We start from the raw sequence: 17,193 nt of genomic DNA, 5'->3' as shown, positions 1-17,193 counted from the left end.
TATCTGTTCATGCCTTTTTTGTTTGTCTTTATAGTTTGATCAGCTAAAAATATTAGCTATCGGGAGTGTTTTTCTATGTTTAAAAAAGCTTTTGGCGTCCTACAAAAAGTAGGTAAAGCATTAATGCTACCTGTTGCACTCTTACCAGCAGCTGGTTTGTTGCTAGGTTTTGGTAACGCTGCTCAACAGGAAACAATGCTAGAATACCTGCCTTTTCTAAATGCCGACTGGATCCAATTATTGGCTACCGTTATGGAAGACGCTGGGGGAATTATTTTTGATAACCTGGCACTTATATTTGCTGTCGGTGTAGCCATAGGATTAGCTGGTGACGGAGCAGCAGGTCTTGCCGCCATCGTAGGTTACTTGGTACTAAACCAAGTGATGAGTTCCTGGGTTGGTGTTACACCAAACATGGTGGAGGCAGATCCTGGTTATGCCAATGTATTAGGAATACCAACGCTGCAGACAGGTGTGTTCGGCGGGATAATCGTTGGGCTCATAGCAGCATTCTGTTACAACAGGTTCCATGATATTGAAATGCCTTCATTCCTTGGATTCTTTGCAGGAAAACGTTTTGTTCCTATCGTGACGGCTGCGATTGCATTTGTAGCAGGTTTGTTACTTCTTCTTATTTGGCCACCTGTGCAGACTGCGATGAACAGTGCATCTTATTGGTTAATTGAAGAAGGAACTTATTTAGCAGTATTCTTCTTCGGATTTATTAAACGTTTATTAATACCATTTGGGTTACATCATATATTCCATGCACCTTTCTGGTATGAATTTGGTTCTTATACGACCGAAGCTGGAAATGTTGTTCGTGGCGATATGACGATCTTCTTCGCCCAGTTAAAAGATGGTGTAGATATTACAGCCGGTAATTTTATGGCAGGGGAATTTCCAATTATGATGTTTGGACTTCCAGCAGCCGCACTTGCGATGTATCATGCTGCAAAACCAGCTAAAAAGAAACTAGTCGCGGGTCTATTAGGTTCTGCTGCGTTAACATCCTTCTTAACTGGGATCACAGAACCACTTGAATTCACATTCATGTTTATTTCACCACTATTATTCTTCCTACACGCTGTACTTGATGGTCTATCCTTTGTATTAATGACCATGTTTAGTGTTAACGTGGGGTACACTTTCTCTGGTGGCGCCATAGACTTTGCATTATTTGGAATTCTACCTAACCAAGAACCTTGGTGGATTACCATTATTCTCGGATTGATCTTTGCAGTTATTTACTACTTTATCTTCCGTTTCTTCATTAAAAAGTTTAATTTAATGACTCCAGGACGGGAACAAGAGGAAGAAGTAGAAAATGAAACAAAATCAGAAGCCGGCGACCTTGCTTTTAATGTATTAGAAGCAATGGGCGGACAGCAAAACATCGCACATTTAGATGCGTGTATTACAAGACTTCGCGTATCAGTCAATTCCATTAACGATGTGGACAAAAACCAACTTAAAAAACTAGGTGCTGCCGGTGTGCTAGAAGTTGGAGACAATATCCAAGCCATTTTTGGACCTCGTTCTGAAACGATAAAGGGGCAAATGCAGGATATTATTTCAGGTAGAAGACCACGTGCGACAGAAACAAACCAGCAAGAAGAAGTGAAGCAGCAGATTGAAGAAGTAAATCCGGAAGCATTGCAGAATGAACTCGCTACAGATGAAACTTTTCATGCCCCACTTCCAGGCAAGCTTATCTCTATTACAGAAGTACCGGATGAAGTTTTCTCTGCAAAGATGATGGGTGACGGCTTTGCAATCATCCCTACTGATGGAACGATTGTTTCTCCGGTAAATGGGAAAATTGTTAATGTGTTTCCTACAAAACATGCAATCGGGATTGAATCGGATGGTGGTAGAGAGATCTTGATTCATGTTGGAATTGATACAGTAAACCTTAAGGGTGAAGGGTTTGAAACACTTATTGAACAAGGCGATACAGTAGAAGCTGGACAACCTTTACTAAAAGCCGATTTAAATTATATTAAGGAAAATGCCAAATCAACTATAACGCCAGTGGTCTTTACAAACCTTCTAGAGGGTGAAAGTCTTACACTCCAAAAACAAGGGACCATTACAGCGAATGAAAAAGATATCATTCGCATTGAGAAATAGCTGTTAAGTGTATCATCCTGTTAACATTTGACGGTTTTGCACGAAGCAGACGTGCTTTATACTCGAGGAGATTTCGCTATCTAGGTATTCGCTACCTTTAATAGCAAATGTATGGCCGACAGTATTCGATTCTTTATTAAAAGCTTCGAATACTGTTGGCAATTTTTTTACTAAATCCTATGTTATCAACCTAAATAAGAATCAATATAAATATAGAGGGGCATGAATTTAGGTGAAAAGTCTTTCCTTTTTGTCATTTTTTGATATAATTTAGCTAAAGAACAGGCGTTCTTCAAGCAGAATTAGCGACTAATGAAAAAGTCACGGTGGTTTACATGAATAACCCGACCCTCTTCTAAGAAAAGGTATCCTTCATTAACCAAAGGTCTTACTCAACTAATTAAAAGAACTTCTTCAAAGGCAACGCTATCCCCCAATAACAGCGTAAACGCCCTAACTAGCTACACATTAAAAATGGAGGGTGTCGGTAGCTTCGCTTGAAGTATAATCTTCGTCGGAAAGTTTGACACCTCCCCTTTATAGAATACTCGAATTAGCTGGATGGCACGTGTTGTCGAATATCTAACGAGCATGATGATCTATAAAGAAGTGGAGGATTCTCCTACTATCTGGTTAATTTTTCATACAGGCGGTGTTAGTATGCATTATCTAGGTATTGATATTAGTAAAAAGGAGCACGAAGCTGGTCTTATTGACAATAATGGTAAACCTATCGGTAAAAGTCTACGCTTCGCTAACTCTAAACGTGGTAGTGAGAAACTATTAACGTTTATAAACAACCATCAACTTACCATAGAAAATTGTGTTATTGGGTTAGAAGCCACAGGTCATTACTGGCTTTCTATATTCACATACCTAAACCAACTTGGTTTTAAAGTAACAGCATTTAACCCCTTAAGATCGGACGCTTTACGGAACTTCTTCATTCGTAAGACGAAAACAGACGCACGAGATGCTTTTCTTATCGCACAGGTTATACGTATCGATATGCCTGATGCCACGCCCTTTTTAGAAGAGGATTTACTTCAATTAAAACAATTAGAAAGGCTACGTTATTCTCTCGTTGACCAAAGTTCAGATATTAAGCGCAAGATTATAGCTCTTTTGGACCAAGTCTTCCCAGAATATGAAGATATGTTTTCAGAAGTTTTTGGCACATCTTCTTCAGAATTGCTTAAGCATTATCCTATGCCTGAAGATATTCAGGCTATTGATACAGAAACATTGGCTAAGTTTCTAAATAATGCGAGTAAGAATTCATATGGAGAGCGTAGAGCCCATGAAAAAGCAACTAAAATTAAAGAATCTGCGGAAGATACCTTCGGTATCAACATGGCAACAGATGCCTTTAGGATGCAAATCCATCTGCTTCTAGAACAGATATCTTTATTGGACAAACAAATAGATGAGCTTGATAAAAAGCTGATGAAACTTGTAGATAACCAAAATACACATTTAACAACTATAAACGGTATTGGCTATCCAACCGCAGCCGTAATCTTAGGAGAAATAGGGTCCATAAAACGTTTCGAACGCCCTGAACAGTTAGTAGCGTTTGTTGGGTTAGACCCGGCTGTGAAACAATCTGGTAATTTTGAGGCTTCCTACGTGAAAATTTCCAAAAGAGGCTCCCCTTATTTACGACGAGCTATTTGGTATGCCGCCTTCTCTGCGAGCCAATGTGACCCGGCATTATCTCAGCATTATAAAAGGTTAAAAAGTAGGGGGAAAAGCCACCAAGTCGCTGTAGGAGCTGTAGCACGAAAGTTAACACACATCATTTTTGCCATTTTACGAGATCAAAAGCCATATGAGCCTCATGTGAAATAAAATGTTCACGAACTTAGGTTCCCCATAACACCTTGAAAGAGAGGTGTATTTTGGCATGAGATTTTTTAAATACATTCATATAAAAATATGTCTTTATCTCCTTGACAACTCATAGCTGGTCTTTCCGTGGGCACGGCCTTAGTCTCCTCAGAAGCAAAAATCGCTTCTTGCGGGGCCTTCGGACTCGTGCTGTTCTCACTGGAGTCTCCGCATTTATCCTTCGCTAAAGTGTGATTCAGATATCCAAAAATTAGGGGGGATCCGGATGCGTTCGAACTTTTTCTGCATTGCTCCGTTTGAATGTACGTTTTTTTCTTGTTTGATTTTCTTATGTCCCAGCCTCTTTTCACTTACTTATTCTAACAGCATCATCTACAAAGTCCTCTTTGTAGAAAGTTTAGTTCTATTTTTTAGTTCTCCATCGCCTGTTCTGTTGTCAGGTTTTAGAGAATTTCTCCATAATGTTTCACATAGTAACTGTAATCATGACTTGCATCAAATGTGCTAGTTCATTCTCTGTTTATATACTTAAAACAGGCATTTTCAGGTAAGGTTTTAGGCTATTATTAATCTGATCATTTCTTCACTATTCTCATAATTGAACATTTCAGCAAGGAATTGCTCAACTTTATGGACACAATTAAGCTTGGCAATATGATCGATATACTTCAATAAACGCCATAGGGGATTCTTTAACGGTATATGAATAGATACCCTGAGAAGTATGTAAGTACAAGAGACCTCCTCCATCCCCGATTTCTCGATAAGACATATCCATAATATCTTTCATGAGGAATTCTCTGTTTTGTGTGGTGATTTTCTCGTCATATAATGTTAAAACACGCTCGTGTTCAATATCAATTTGTTCTATGCTCGTTACCTTCCGTTCCACTTTAAAATACGTCTGTGTTGCCAAAAGGTTCATAACACCCCTCCATTCCCCTACATCTTACTATCTACCAGACATAAGGGCAATTAGAAAAGGGCAGAATGCTTAGCTGTCGGAGTGGACGAGAGAGGGCGCACCGCAACACAAAACAGTAGACCCTTCATCTTAGAAAGGGTCTACTGTAATAACAGTCCCTGTTTCTGCTGCCTCTAACATGGCCAATACAACTTTTAAAGATCCTAGGGCATCCTGTCCAGAAGCAATTGGTTTTTTTCCAGTGTTGACACATTCAATGAATGCATCGATTACACCTGTATTAGTTTGGTTATCGTTTGTTTGGATTGTCTCCAACTGATAATGAACCTTTTCCCCATTACTTTTTATTATTTCTAATTGATAGTCAGGGTGATGGTAAATCTTAAGTATTCCTTCTTCACAGTAAAGAATAGTACTATTATCTTCTTCCCCATAATAAGACCAGGAAAAGGACGCCGATCCTAGACAGCCTTTCTTTGTTTGCATACTAGCTACTACGTTATCACAGACTTCAATTGGCTTACCCTTCTCATCTAGTTTATTAAGTGCTCCCTGAAAAGCACTGATCTTGGTAATCTCGTCATCAAGAAGGTAATGAATTAAATCGAGCTTATGAATACCCAAATCCCCAGCCACGCCGAATCCTGAACGTTCTTTTTTGAAGAACCATGTAGAGTTTGATTTATTCACTCCCCAATGTTCCGGACCTTTATGTCCAAAGGTTGTTCGAAAGGTTAGAACCTTCCCCAGCGCTTCTTCTTGAATAATCTCTCTTGCCTTTTGATGGGCACGAGTAAATCGCTGGTTATGATCCACCATCAACACCTTATCCGATTTCTTCTGTGCTTCTACAATTTCCATTGCATCCGCGACAGTTAAAGAAATAGGTTTTTCACAAAGTACATGCTTTCCATGCAATAAAGCTTTTGTTGTGAAAATATGATGATGTTCATTGGAAGAACAATCACTAATCACTTTAATTGTAGGGTCTTCTAACAATGCGTCTACCGACCTCACCACAGATCCATTAAACATGGAGGCTAGACGGTCTGCCCGTTCGGGATTGCGATCATAAAAAACGATTTCAGAGATATGTTTATTTTCCTTATATTCAGGAGCATGGCGTAATTTAGCAATCGAACCACATCCTATAATACCTGCTTTCATCTTTAATCGCTCCCTCTATTCACGTTTTTGGAACACTACCGCTATAATGATGATCAACCCTTTGACAAAGCCTTGCAGGTGGGGTGATACATTCATTAAGTTCATCATATTATTTAGTATCCCGAGAATTAGGACACCAAAGAAGGTACCAATTATCTTTCCTCTTCCACCAGTCATTCTTGTTCCACCAATAATAACCGCAGCAATCGCATCTAATTCATAGGAAGCACCAGAACTGGAAGAGGAGATGGAATTAAGTCGAGAGGTTTCAATGGTAGCAGCAACACTAACCAAAAGCCCTGTTAGACTATATACCCCTATTTTCACTCTGTCTACCCGAATTCCCGATAACATTGCTGCTTTTTCATTACTTCCAATTGCGTAGACATACCGCCCAAATCTCGTTTTATGCATAAGCAAATAGACAAACACGGTCATGATAATAAAAATAATGATTGGGTAATCAATCATGAAAAATTCGCTATTGGCAATAGCACTAAAACCAGACACTTCCCCCGAGATGCTTCCCCCATTTGCAATATACAATGCAATTGACCTAGCAGCTGCCATCATGCCTAGAGTGGCAATAAAGGAGGCTATCCTTCCTTTAGCGACCATCAATCCATTCAGAAGTCCTGCAAAGGAGCCTACAATAAATGCTGTTAAAACAGCTGCTATAATGCTTCCGGTTGCATTTAATGCAATAACCGCAATAACACCGACCAATGCAAGAACAGATCCCACTGATAGATCAATTCCTCCAGACAGCATGACAACAGTCATTCCAAGGGCAATAATACCAATTATGGAAACTTGCATAAGAATATTCATCTGGTTGTTGAGATCTAAAAACCTTGGACTCATAAAAGATGCTGCGATAAAAATAATTAAAAAGGCTATAATAACGCTGTAATCCGACCACAGCCAGGATAGTTTTTCTTTAAATCCGGAACTCTCTTGCCTATTGTTTTGCTTTGGCTGCATTTCTGTATTTCCCACCTTCTCCTACCTCCCTTTTCGATCCGGTTGCATAGCTCATGATCAAATCCTCTGTGGCATCCTCCCCATTAATTCCAGCAGTAATTTCTCCTTGATACATGACGTGAATATAATGGCAAACCTTCATTATTTCTGGGGCTTCTGAGGAAAGAATGATAATTGCTTTTCCTTCTTTAGCCAGGTCAATAATATGCTGGTAGACTTCTCTTTTTGCCCCCACATCAATGCCTTGTGTAGGATTATCAAAAATAAGCACGTCTGGGCCAACCTCCAGCCATTTTGCAATGACGACTTTTTGTTGGTTTCCCCCACTCAATTTATCAATCGTAACGGTTGGATTATGCAGTTTTATGTTTAGCTTATCTCGATAAAAGGAGAATCTGCTTTTTTCCCTCTTTTCCTGAATAAAACCCGTCTTCTCAAAGTGACCCATGGAAGAAAGCGTCAGGTTATGAATAACGTTTAAATCTTTAATAATCGCATTTTCTTTACGATCTTTTGGAACGAGCCCCAGACCCGCTTTAAGCGCATGTTTAGGGTGTTTTATTTTCACTGATTTTCCATTTATCTTTATACTTCCAGTGGACTTTTTTCTATAGCCAAATAGCGTTTCAATAAGTTCGGTTCGCCCATCTCCTTCAAGGCCGGTAAAGCCAATCACTTGCCCTTTTCTTACGGAAAAGTTAACAGGGCTAAATGCTCCCTCACAACTTAAGTCTTTTACTTCTAACACCGTTTCTCCGAAAGCATGGTCCTGTACAAATCGCTCTTCTGATACAGATCTTCCAACCATCATGTTGGTAATTTGGTCCAGTTCTGTTCCTTCTAGACTTCCTGTTCCAACCCATTCTCCATCCCGCAGTACGGTATATCTATCACAAATAGCTTCAATTTCTTTTAACTTATGAGAAATGTAAATAATCGAGACGCCTGTCTCTCGAAGTTTTGCCATGAAATTGAACAGTCTCTCCACTTCATGCTCTGCAAGTGCAGTAGTTGGTTCATCCATTATGATAAGACGGGATCTGTGTAGTAGGGCCCGTGATATTTCTATTAGCTGCTTGTATGAGGTATCCAAGTCACGTACATACCCTCTTGGGTTTAGCGTGACACCCAGCTTAGCCAGTATATCCTCGGTCTGCCGACACATCTCATCCTCTTTCACAAAACCAAACTTATTACGCAGTTCTGAACCTAGGAACATATTTTCATAAATTCTTAAATCGCCCACGACATTTAATTCCTGGTGAATAAAACTTATTCCAAGTTCCTGAGATACTTTTGGAGTTGTCATGGTAACTTCTTCTCCATCTATCGCAATAGAACCAGCATCAGCTTGATGTATTCCCCCGAGGATATTCATTAATGTAGACTTACCTGCGCCATTTTCCCCTAGTAATGCGTGGATTTCCCCTTTATCTACTTGAAGCGATACTTTTTTCAACACAGGGACTCGGTTAAATGATTTTTCAATATTTTTCATTTGTACAATCCACTCGTTCGACATACCTATCCCTCCTCTAATAAAGTGAAACTCAATCAATGTGGGGATTCATTTTTCTCCCTGATTGTTAGTTGAACGAATCGGGCATGTTAGTCCGTTTACTCCCACTAAAAACTAACGGTTTCTCTTCATGTTTTGAAGTGGGAGTCTTACGAACGGTTGCTCCGGGATAAACAAAAGCGTAGATTGCCTAGACAAAATGAGATAAAGGAAACACAACGCTAACATTGTGTTTCCTTGCCATTTATTTAGAACTTAGAGTCAGGATCATAATGTTCCTCTACATTGTCTTTGATTACTTCTGTTGCTTCTAAAATAACCATTGTTTCTTCTGGCTCTTCACCTTTTGCTAGATCCGCCGCAATCTTCACACCTTCTCTAACCATCGTTGGTGAATAAAGGAAGGTAGCTGAAATAAGACCATCATCTCTTATACTTTCATATACTCCTTTTGCACCACCTGCGCCTGTTACAAATTGAATATCTTCACGTCCAGCTTCTTTAATTGCTTGAACCACACCTAATGCCATTCCATCATCCTGAGTAAACACGGCGTCAATTTCCGGTTGTGCCTGCAAAATGTTTTGCATCACTTCTAAAGAAGTCTCAGTTGAAAAGTCTCCACTTTGCGATGCAATGATTTCCATACCATCCGTACTCTCAATCGCCTCTTTAAAGCCTGCGCCACGTTGTTCTGTAACAGAGCTAGGTGGACCGGTAATCTCCACTATTTTCCCTTCTCCGCCTAACTTATCAATGAAGTACTCCCCGGCGTTTACACCAATTCCTTCGTTATCGCCTTTTACGACTACTGTAGCTGCATCATTCTCTAGCTCACGGTCCACAATAACTAACGGAATACCAGCATCTTTTACCTTTTGCCCCACTGGCGATAGTGCTGCAGATTCGATAGGAAGCATAACAATGACATCTACATCCTGGGAAATGAGATCATCCACATCATTCGCCTGCGAGTTTGGATCTGCTGCATTCGTCATAACATAGTTAATACCTTCTGAGTCCTTAATTTCCTTCGCCTGATTCTCAGCATTATCAATTAACGCCCCCATCCAACCATGTGTTGCAGAAGGAAGGGAAATCCCAATCGTTAGATCGCCGTCCCCCGAACCTTCACTTTCTCCATTGCTCTCTTCTCCACAAGCAACTAAACCAATAACGAATAATGCCATCAAAAACAAACCAAACCTCTTCACATCAAACACCCCTTTTTTGTTTTTGTAAAAAACCAGCCACGTTGTAATCGATTACAATTAGCTTGTTCTAAGGCTAGCGCTCTATTATCAAAGCTCCTATTTAATAACAGAGCGCTAGTCTTAGGTTAATATCCTGCTGTTGAGCCACGAATGACAAGTTCATGTTCAAGTATTACGCTCTCAACTGGATTTCCTTTAATTCGGTTAATAAGCATACTAGCTGCGATTTTCCCCATCTTATACATGGGCTGTGAAATGGTCGTCAAGGTAGGATAGGTCATGTTGGAGAAATCAATCTTGTCAAAGCCGACGATAGCAATATCTTGCGGGACTTTTAAACGTTGGTTATTTACTTCTTTTAGTGCACCGATGGCAAGTAAGTCTGACACAGCAAAAACTGCTGTTGGTCTGTTTTTTAGTTTTAGTATCTTTTTCATTGCCTGCTGTCCATAATCAAAACCCAGCTCTGCAGTATGTAAAACATAGTCAGAACGGAAGGTAATACCATGCTCCTCTAAGGCTTTTTGATAACCTTGTCTACGTTGCTGTGCATAAAGATATGTCTCATCAGAGTTAATCATCGCAATATTTCGGTGGCCTATCTGAATGAGATGATTTACAGCACGATAAGCAGCCTCTTCATTATCAATCGTTACGTAAGGAATTCCACTATTCGGAGTGTATTCACTGCATTGAATTATTGCATGCTTTTCAGCTAGTTTAGCTAACGATTCTCTATTTACTGCTGGGTCCATCGAGATAATGCCATCTGCCATCTTATTTCGCACTAATTCAAAATAAATATCCTCACGTTGGGGATTTGAGTCTGTCTCGCAAAGTAAAATATTATAGTGAAGACTAATTGCCGTTTGCTCAATCCCTTTAATTATTTCTGTGTAAAAAGGATTAGATATTTGTGGTATTAAAATTAAAAGTATTCTACTTTCTGAGTTTCGTAGATTTCTGCCAAGCATACTGGGTTCATAATTTAATTTGTTTATCGCTTCTTCAACCTTAAGTCTGGTTTTGTATGTAACACTATTCTGTCCGTTTAATACACGTGAAACAGTAGCTACAGATACGCCTGCTTCTTTTGCAACGTGATGTATGTTAGCCATAGGTATTCCCTCTTTCCCAGCGCATCTTTTGTAAACGTTTACAAATCCATAATATTACAGTCCTAATTTTCTGTCAATACTTTATTAAAATATATATAAAACGGTTGATTTATAATGTTTAATTATATATGTTTAATAATGTAAAGGATTACAAAAAACAAAGTTTAAGATTAATAGAGGAGGTTTTTTAAAATGAAATTGGGTGTTTTTACAGTATTATTCTCCGATAAGTCATTTGATGACATGTTAGACTATGTTTCTTCAAAAGGATTGGAAGCTGTAGAGTTGGGAACAGGTGGTTACCCTGGTGATGCACACTGTAAGGTTGATGAACTGTTACATGACGAACAGAAAATTATCGAATTTAAGCAAAAGGTGGAAGAACGAGGGTTAATGATAAGTGCTTTAAGCTGTCATGGTAATCCCCTTCACCCCCAGAAGAAAATTGCTGATCCTGCAGATGAGATCTTGAAGAAAACCATCGTGCTTGCCGAAAAGCTTGATGTCCCAGTTGTAAATACCTTCTCTGGATGTCCAGGTGACCATGAAGGTGCTCTTTACCCAAACTGGCCTGTAACACCTTGGCCGCATGATTTCCAAGAGGTATTCAATTGGCAATGGGAGAAAAAGCTCATTCCCTATTGGAAAGAAAAAAATGACTTTGCAGAAAAACATGGTGTAAAGATCGGCCTTGAGCTACATGGTGGCTTCTCTGTTCATACTCCTGCAACCATGTTGAAGCTACGTGAGGCGTGTGGACCGGCAATTGGAGCAAACCTCGACCCAAGCCATATGTGGTGGCAAGGCATTGATCCAATTGAGTCGATTAAGATACTTGGACGTGAAAATGCTATTCACCATTTTCATGCAAAGGATACGATCATTGACCAGCCTAACATGAACCGTAACGGACTTACAGATATGACGGATTATTCCCAAATGCGTGATCGCGCTTGGTATTTCCGAACAGTTGGATTTGGCCATGATACGAAAACATGGGCAGATATCGTGAGCACATTGCGTTTAATGAATTATGACTATGTGGTTAGCATTGAACATGAAGATGGCCTCATGTCAATAGACGAAGGCTTCACTAAAGCAGTAGAAAACCTCAAGCCAGTCATGGTTAAAGAATCCATGGGTGACATGTGGTGGGCATGAATACTCCCGCCACTTAGCAAGCTTGAAGTGGGGGAACTCTGGATGGATTTGATAGAATAACATGACTTAAAGAGAGACTGTGGGATAAGAGAGGTTTGATAGTTCAAATGGCGAACGAACATTATAACCTCGAAATTAGTTTACCCTTTCTATTCGTTGGGTTAGGTTTTCACACGCCCTTTAGCGGAGGAAAATACGCAGACTCCTCGGGGAGGAAAGGCATCGGTAAGACCCCGTAGTGCGAAGCACACGGAAGCTTACCAGCCGCCCCGGGAAAGCGAAGTATTTTCCGCAGCGTTGCTAAAAGTTCTACACTACCTTTCAAGATCAAGTGTACCAGTCTCTCTTAAATATTTACTTTCCCGTCTCGGCAAATTGCTTGATTCTTTCACCTATTTGATCTCTAACACGTTGGAAGACTTGCCACTTTTCTTCTTCTGTTCCTTCTGCTTTTGCGGGGTCATCAAAGCCCCAGTGCTCCCTGCGAACTTGTGGTGGCGTTACAGGGCATTTATCTGCTGCATCCCCACATAATGTTACAGCCAGGTCTGCATTGTTTAAAATTTTTGGATCAATAATGTCAGAGGTTTGATCAGAGATATCGATTGATACTTCGTTCATCGCCTGAACAGCCTTAGGATTTAAACCATGTGCCTCAATTCCCGCACTCTTTACCTCCCACTCTTCACCCAGTAATTGTTTTGCCCATCCTTCGGCCATTTGACTACGACATGAATTCCCTGTACATAAAAAATAAATGATTTTTTTAGCCATATATTGTTCCTCCTATAGAAAAGTTAACGTTAGATATAAACCAATTAATGTAATAAATAAAATTGGGATCGTCAGGATAATCCCTGTTTTAAAATACGTGCCCCATGATATTTTAATGCCTTTCTGAGAAAGAACATGAAGCCATAGTAATGTAGCTAGCGAACCAATTGGCGTAATTTTTGGCCCTAGATCAGAACCAATTACATTTGCATAAATAAGTGCTTCTCTTATTACGCCAGATGTATCAGTCTCGGCAATTGCAATCGCATCAATCATTACGGTTGGCATATTATTCATAACCGAGGAAAGGATAGCCGCAATGAACCCCATTGATACTGTCGCGATGAATAGCCCCTGCTCCGCGCTCGTTTGGATCACAACGGCTAAGATGTCCGTAAGCCCTGCATTCCGTAGACCAAAGACCACCACATACATTCCAATAGAGAAAAAGACAATCGCCCAAGGTGCTCCTTTAATTACAGCAAGGGTATTAACAGCCTTGCTTGACTTAGCCATGAGTAAAAAGAAAATGGCTACCACACCAGCTACAATTGAAACAGGCAGCTGAATGAACTCACTAATAAAGTAACCAACAAGTAATATTCCAAGTACATACCAGGACAGACGGAACATTTCCTTATCCTTAATGGCTTCTTCCGGCTTCATTAACTGCGTGACATCGTAGGTTGCAGGAATACTTTTCCTAAAGTATAGAAATAGAACTAGAATGGTTGCTCCTAAGGAGAAAAAGTTCGGTATGATCATTCGAGAAGCATATTCGACAAATCCAATATTAAAGAAATCCGCTGACACAATGTTTACCAAATTACTAACCACGAGTGGCAAAGAAGTCGTGTCTGCAATAAACCCACTTGCCATGATAAATGGAAAGACCATTTTTTCTTTAAACTTTAGATTTCTTACCATAGCAAGCACAATAGGCGTGAGGATTAACGCTGCACCATCATTAGCAAAAAATGCCGCGACAACAGCTCCAAGAATACTAACATAAATAAACATTCTAATCCCTTTGCCTTTTGCCGCTTTGGCCATATGTAAAGCTGCCCACTCGAAAAATCCAATTTCATCAAGCACTAGTGATATTAGGATAATGGCAACAAAGGCAAGCGTGGCATTCCATACAATACCGGTTACTTCTGCTACGTCATGGAAGTCCACTACCCCCACCAATAAAGCAAGTACTGCACCGGAACAAGCCGACCAGCCAATGGATAATCCTTTCGGCTGCCAAATTACGAAGATTAGGGTTACCAGGAAAATGAGTAACGCTAAGATGACAGATAACAATATATTTCCCCCTAACAACAATTTATTCTTGTCCCGTTCTCCTCAAGCTCCTTTAAACGATAACGCTGATCAGGAAGCTGTTCTAATAATGGCACAAGAAAGGTATAGTACGCATTCGTTTTATTCAGCGAATAAAAAATCCATTGCCCTTTTCTTTCTTCCTTTACAAGACCGACGTCTCGAAGCTTACGTAAATGTTGGCTAATTGATGGTTGACTCACTTGAAAGATCTCCACAAACTCACATACACAGCAGGTATGTTCATCTAACAGCTTTAGCATTGTAAGTCGCGTTTTATCCCCGAGTAATTTGAGGATGACTGCTGCTTGCTCCATTTCTACACTTACCTTTACCATTTGCCTCACCTCTTTTGCATAAGTATATAACTATATACTTATATACGCAACAACAAAAAACATGCTACTACATAAGCAGCATGCCTTGTTCCTATCTATATTTCCTCTTCTGGTTCTTTCAAAATCTGAACACGCTTTAAGGTTCGTTCATCTGTCCGCAAGATGTTAAAGGTTAATCCAGACGCTCTTAGGGTTTCTCCTTCTTCCGGGAAATAATTGAACTCCTTAATTAAATAACCAGCAAGCACATCTTCCTCTTCAGGTATGCTTGTATGAAAAATAGTATTTAAACGGTGAAGTGGTATTTTTCCGTGGCAGACGATTTCCTTATCTGTTGCTTTTTCCACGAGTGCTTCACTCATGACATCCGTCTCATCTTCAATTTCCAGCCCGATTAACACTTCGATGATATCCTCATGCGTGATAATTCCTTCTGTTCCTCCATATTCATCAAGCACTACAGCCATATGCTTCTTTTCTTGCATCATCTTACGAAAAACATATTCAATGGAGTGAAATTCAAACACGATGAGCGGGTCCATATCACTAAAGGATTCCAATGTTTGTTCAGGGTCTATCGACCAGGACAATAAATACTTCGAATGAAACACCCCGATTATGTTATCCACATCTTCTTCATAGATGGGATATCTTGTGAAAGGATTTTGGATCGCCACATCCCTAGCCTCCTCAAAGGTAGCATCATTTGGCAAGCCAACAAGATCCACTCTGGGGGTCTTCAAGGCATCCTTTACATTTAGATTATTGAATTCTAGAACCCCTTTAATTCGGTGGGATTCATCTTGTTTAAAAATACCTTCTGTCCGGGCAACATCCACCATTGCACGTATTTCTTCCTTCGATACAGAGGCCTCTTTGTCCTGTCCTTTAGATAGGATTTTTATAATAAATCCAGTTATTGCATTTAACATTAACGTTAATGGTTTAAAGATAGTAATCACAACACGAATAGCAGGATAGACGAGGTATGAAATGCGGTCAGGAAACGTTGCCGCAACCGATTTTGGAATAACCTCTGCAAAAATGATAATGACGATGGTTAAAATCGCAGAAGCCAGTCCAACGCTAAATCCATACTCTAAAGCAACCATTGTAACCAAAGTTGGCAGGAGAATGTTCGAGATATTATTTCCAATTAGAATAGCTGTGATAAACTGCTCAGGTTTTGAAACGATATCAAGTAATTTTTTGGACTTTTTATCCTGTTTTGACTGCAGTCTCATTTTATTAGTAGCGGTTAATGCGGTTTCACTACCGGAAAAGAAAAGCGATGTAAATATTAAAATGATTATAGCAATAATCACTTGGTTAATTCCTCCTTGGATGAATGCACTTAATCATAGTAACCATATAATAAAGTATTACCCTACACTTGAAAAGGAAAACGAAAATAATCATCACATGATTTCGCCTCCACTGGTTAAATTAATAAAGGGGACATTTTCTTCAGGAGGGGATTAAATGGAGAGTACAAATGAATTTGTTAAAAAGTTTAATGAAACAAAGCAAAAGGATATACAAAATAAAAAGCGCCAAGGTTTTAATGACCCGGCCAAAAAGCTTCCAAACAAGCGGCATTAAGGAGACATCCATGGATAAACAAAGGGTAAAGGAAATCCTAGAAGCTCCAAATTTAATTCAAGTTGAATATGCTGGGATACCGGTTTATATCCAGTCTGTTGCAGAAGATGGGGACAATGCTACTGTCTTTCCACTCGATGAGATGCATCATGAACAGATGGTAGAAATCAGCAGACTAACGGAAACCGTTCCAGTAAAACATTAGTAGGGAAACCGCCCCGTCCATGTGCTGCACATCGACGGGGAATTTCCCTACTTTTTATTTTGCCTTCGATCCATTTTAAAGTGTGCTATTTGATTTTCTGAGCCAGTGAAGAGCTTTGTAATATATGCGGTGGTTAGACGATAATTCTCTTCAATCTTTTCTGCTAAATGATTAGTTCGTTCGAACAAGGTAGATCGAATATGATCAAGTTGCCTAGTCAACTTTTCAGTTAACGCCTCCTGTTTTTCCAAACTCTCCATGACAGACTTCTGATGCTCCTCCTGTTTTGTCAGTTTGGTTTCGATTTTATCCTGCCATTCAGAATGTTGCTGCAAACTAGCTCGTAAATCCTTATCCTCTTTGTCACGAGACGTTATATGAGCCTTCATATCTGACTGGGACAATTGTAGGTGGTTCACTTTCACGGAAAGCTCCTTATCTGTTCGTTGTGTATCTTCTAGTAGCTTTTCCATTCTTGTATGCTTTGCCTCCATTTGCTCCAAAAGGCGGATCATTTCTGCATCACGTCTGTCTTGCATTGAATTATTTTGTTGTAATGCGTTTAACTCCGTTAGCATTTCTCGCCACTGTTTAGCAGTTGTATCCTGTTGTCTATTAAACATCTGATTCGTTTTCATATGTTGATGTTGAAGTGACTGATTTATTTTCTTTTGTGCTTTGATCATTTCGGCTACATGATTCCTAATATAAATCCCTTGATTTGGCTCTGTTAAATGTTCCTTATTTTTATACAAGGTTCGGTGCTTATTTCGATCCATATATAGCCCCATACCTGTCATCCTTTCTACCTTTCTTCTGTATAGCGTATGCAAGGACAAAGATTATGGGACACCACCCAGAAATTTGATACACTAA

The 17,193-nt window shown here is 39.7% G+C and carries 16 protein-coding genes; 5 read left to right on the top strand and 11 right to left on the bottom strand.

Annotation, left to right across the window (positions count from 1 at the left end):
- Positions 1–75: 75 nt before the first annotated feature.
- Positions 76–2,133 carry a glucose-specific PTS transporter subunit IIBC gene (gene ptsG, locus BN985_RS03640; protein ID WP_042221162.1) on the top strand — a complete coding sequence of 686 codons (2,058 nt, stop codon included), beginning with the start codon at positions 76–78 and terminating at the stop codon, positions 2,131–2,133.
- Positions 2,134–2,793: 660 nt separating this feature from the next.
- Positions 2,794–3,984 (top strand): IS110 family RNA-guided transposase, encoded by a 1,191-nt coding sequence (locus BN985_RS03635; RefSeq protein ID WP_042222889.1) that lies wholly within the window; start codon positions 2,794–2,796, stop codon positions 3,982–3,984.
- Positions 3,985–4,624: 640 nt separating this feature from the next.
- Here BN985_RS03635 and BN985_RS03625 read toward each other — a convergent pair.
- The 6 genes from BN985_RS03625 to BN985_RS03600 form a co-directional block, all read right to left on the bottom strand.
- Entirely contained in the window at positions 4,625–4,909 is a 285-nt protein-coding gene (locus BN985_RS03625) for a hypothetical protein (protein ID WP_042221159.1), read from the bottom strand.
- 129 nt (positions 4,910–5,038) lie between these two features.
- Entirely contained in the window at positions 5,039–6,076 is a 1,038-nt protein-coding gene (locus tag BN985_RS03620; RefSeq protein ID WP_042221157.1) for a Gfo/Idh/MocA family protein, read from the bottom strand.
- A 15-nt stretch (positions 6,077–6,091) separates the two neighbouring features.
- Positions 6,092–7,075, bottom strand: coding sequence for an ABC transporter permease (locus BN985_RS03615; protein ID WP_232225526.1), 984 nt, complete (start codon positions 7,073–7,075; stop codon positions 6,092–6,094).
- Positions 7,038–8,582 (bottom strand): sugar ABC transporter ATP-binding protein, encoded by a 1,545-nt coding sequence (locus BN985_RS03610; RefSeq protein WP_042221156.1) that lies wholly within the window; start codon positions 8,580–8,582, stop codon positions 7,038–7,040. Before BN985_RS03610 ends, BN985_RS03615 begins: the two co-directional genes overlap by 38 nt.
- Before the next feature lie 245 nt (positions 8,583–8,827).
- A complete protein-coding gene (locus BN985_RS03605; RefSeq protein ID WP_042221155.1) occupies positions 8,828–9,793 on the bottom strand; it encodes a substrate-binding domain-containing protein in 966 nt (321 codons plus the stop codon).
- 125 nt (positions 9,794–9,918) lie between these two features.
- On the bottom strand, positions 9,919–10,911 hold the full coding sequence (locus BN985_RS03600; protein WP_042221153.1) for a LacI family DNA-binding transcriptional regulator: 993 nt from the start codon (positions 10,909–10,911) through the stop codon (positions 9,919–9,921).
- A gap of 192 nt (positions 10,912–11,103) precedes the next feature.
- Here BN985_RS03600 and BN985_RS03595 point away from each other — a divergent pair, with 192 nt between their 5' ends.
- Complete coding sequence (locus tag BN985_RS03595; RefSeq protein ID WP_042221152.1) at positions 11,104–12,072, top strand: sugar phosphate isomerase/epimerase family protein; 969 nt, start codon at positions 11,104–11,106, stop codon at positions 12,070–12,072.
- Between the two features lie 354 nt (positions 12,073–12,426).
- Here BN985_RS03595 and arsC read toward each other — a convergent pair whose 3' ends face one another.
- The 4 genes from arsC to BN985_RS03575 all read right to left on the bottom strand — a co-directional run bounded on the left by arsC (position 12,427) and on the right by BN985_RS03575 (position 15,835).
- On the bottom strand, positions 12,427–12,846 hold the full coding sequence (gene arsC / locus BN985_RS03590; protein WP_042221150.1) for an arsenate reductase (thioredoxin): 420 nt from the start codon (positions 12,844–12,846) through the stop codon (positions 12,427–12,429).
- A gap of 12 nt (positions 12,847–12,858) precedes the next feature.
- Positions 12,859–14,154, bottom strand: a complete 1,296-nt coding sequence (locus BN985_RS03585; RefSeq protein ID WP_042221149.1) for an arsenic transporter — start codon at positions 14,152–14,154, stop codon at positions 12,859–12,861.
- 11 nt (positions 14,155–14,165) lie between these two features.
- Positions 14,166–14,510: an ArsR/SmtB family transcription factor gene (locus BN985_RS03580; protein ID WP_042221148.1), complete on the bottom strand. Its 345-nt coding sequence runs from the start codon at positions 14,508–14,510 to the stop codon at positions 14,166–14,168.
- A 95-nt stretch (positions 14,511–14,605) separates the two neighbouring features.
- Positions 14,606–15,835, bottom strand: a complete 1,230-nt coding sequence (locus tag BN985_RS03575) for a hemolysin family protein (protein ID WP_042221146.1) — start codon at positions 15,833–15,835, stop codon at positions 14,606–14,608.
- Between the two features lie 157 nt (positions 15,836–15,992).
- Here BN985_RS03575 and BN985_RS03570 point away from each other — a divergent pair, with 157 nt between their 5' ends.
- Positions 15,993–16,112 (top strand): DUF4023 domain-containing protein, encoded by a 120-nt coding sequence (locus tag BN985_RS03570; RefSeq protein ID WP_081779477.1) that lies wholly within the window; start codon positions 15,993–15,995, stop codon positions 16,110–16,112.
- A gap of 10 nt (positions 16,113–16,122) precedes the next feature.
- Positions 16,123–16,317: an H-type small acid-soluble spore protein gene (locus BN985_RS03565; protein ID WP_042221142.1), complete on the top strand. Its 195-nt coding sequence runs from the start codon at positions 16,123–16,125 to the stop codon at positions 16,315–16,317.
- A gap of 47 nt (positions 16,318–16,364) precedes the next feature.
- Here the strand turns inward: BN985_RS03565 and BN985_RS03560 are convergent, their stop codons facing one another.
- The gene (locus BN985_RS03560; RefSeq protein WP_042221141.1) at positions 16,365–17,108 is read right to left on the bottom strand and encodes a hypothetical protein; all 744 of its coding nucleotides are present in this window, start codon (positions 17,106–17,108) and stop codon (positions 16,365–16,367) included.
- Positions 17,109–17,193 lie beyond the last annotated feature (85 nt).

This window comes from Oceanobacillus manasiensis, from assembly GCF_000724085.1.
Classification (GTDB): Bacteria; Bacillota; Bacilli; order Bacillales; family Amphibacillaceae; genus Oceanobacillus_B; species Oceanobacillus_B manasiensis.
The sequence above is the reverse complement of the archived record's forward strand: the minus strand, read 5'-3'. Positions and strand labels throughout refer to the sequence as shown.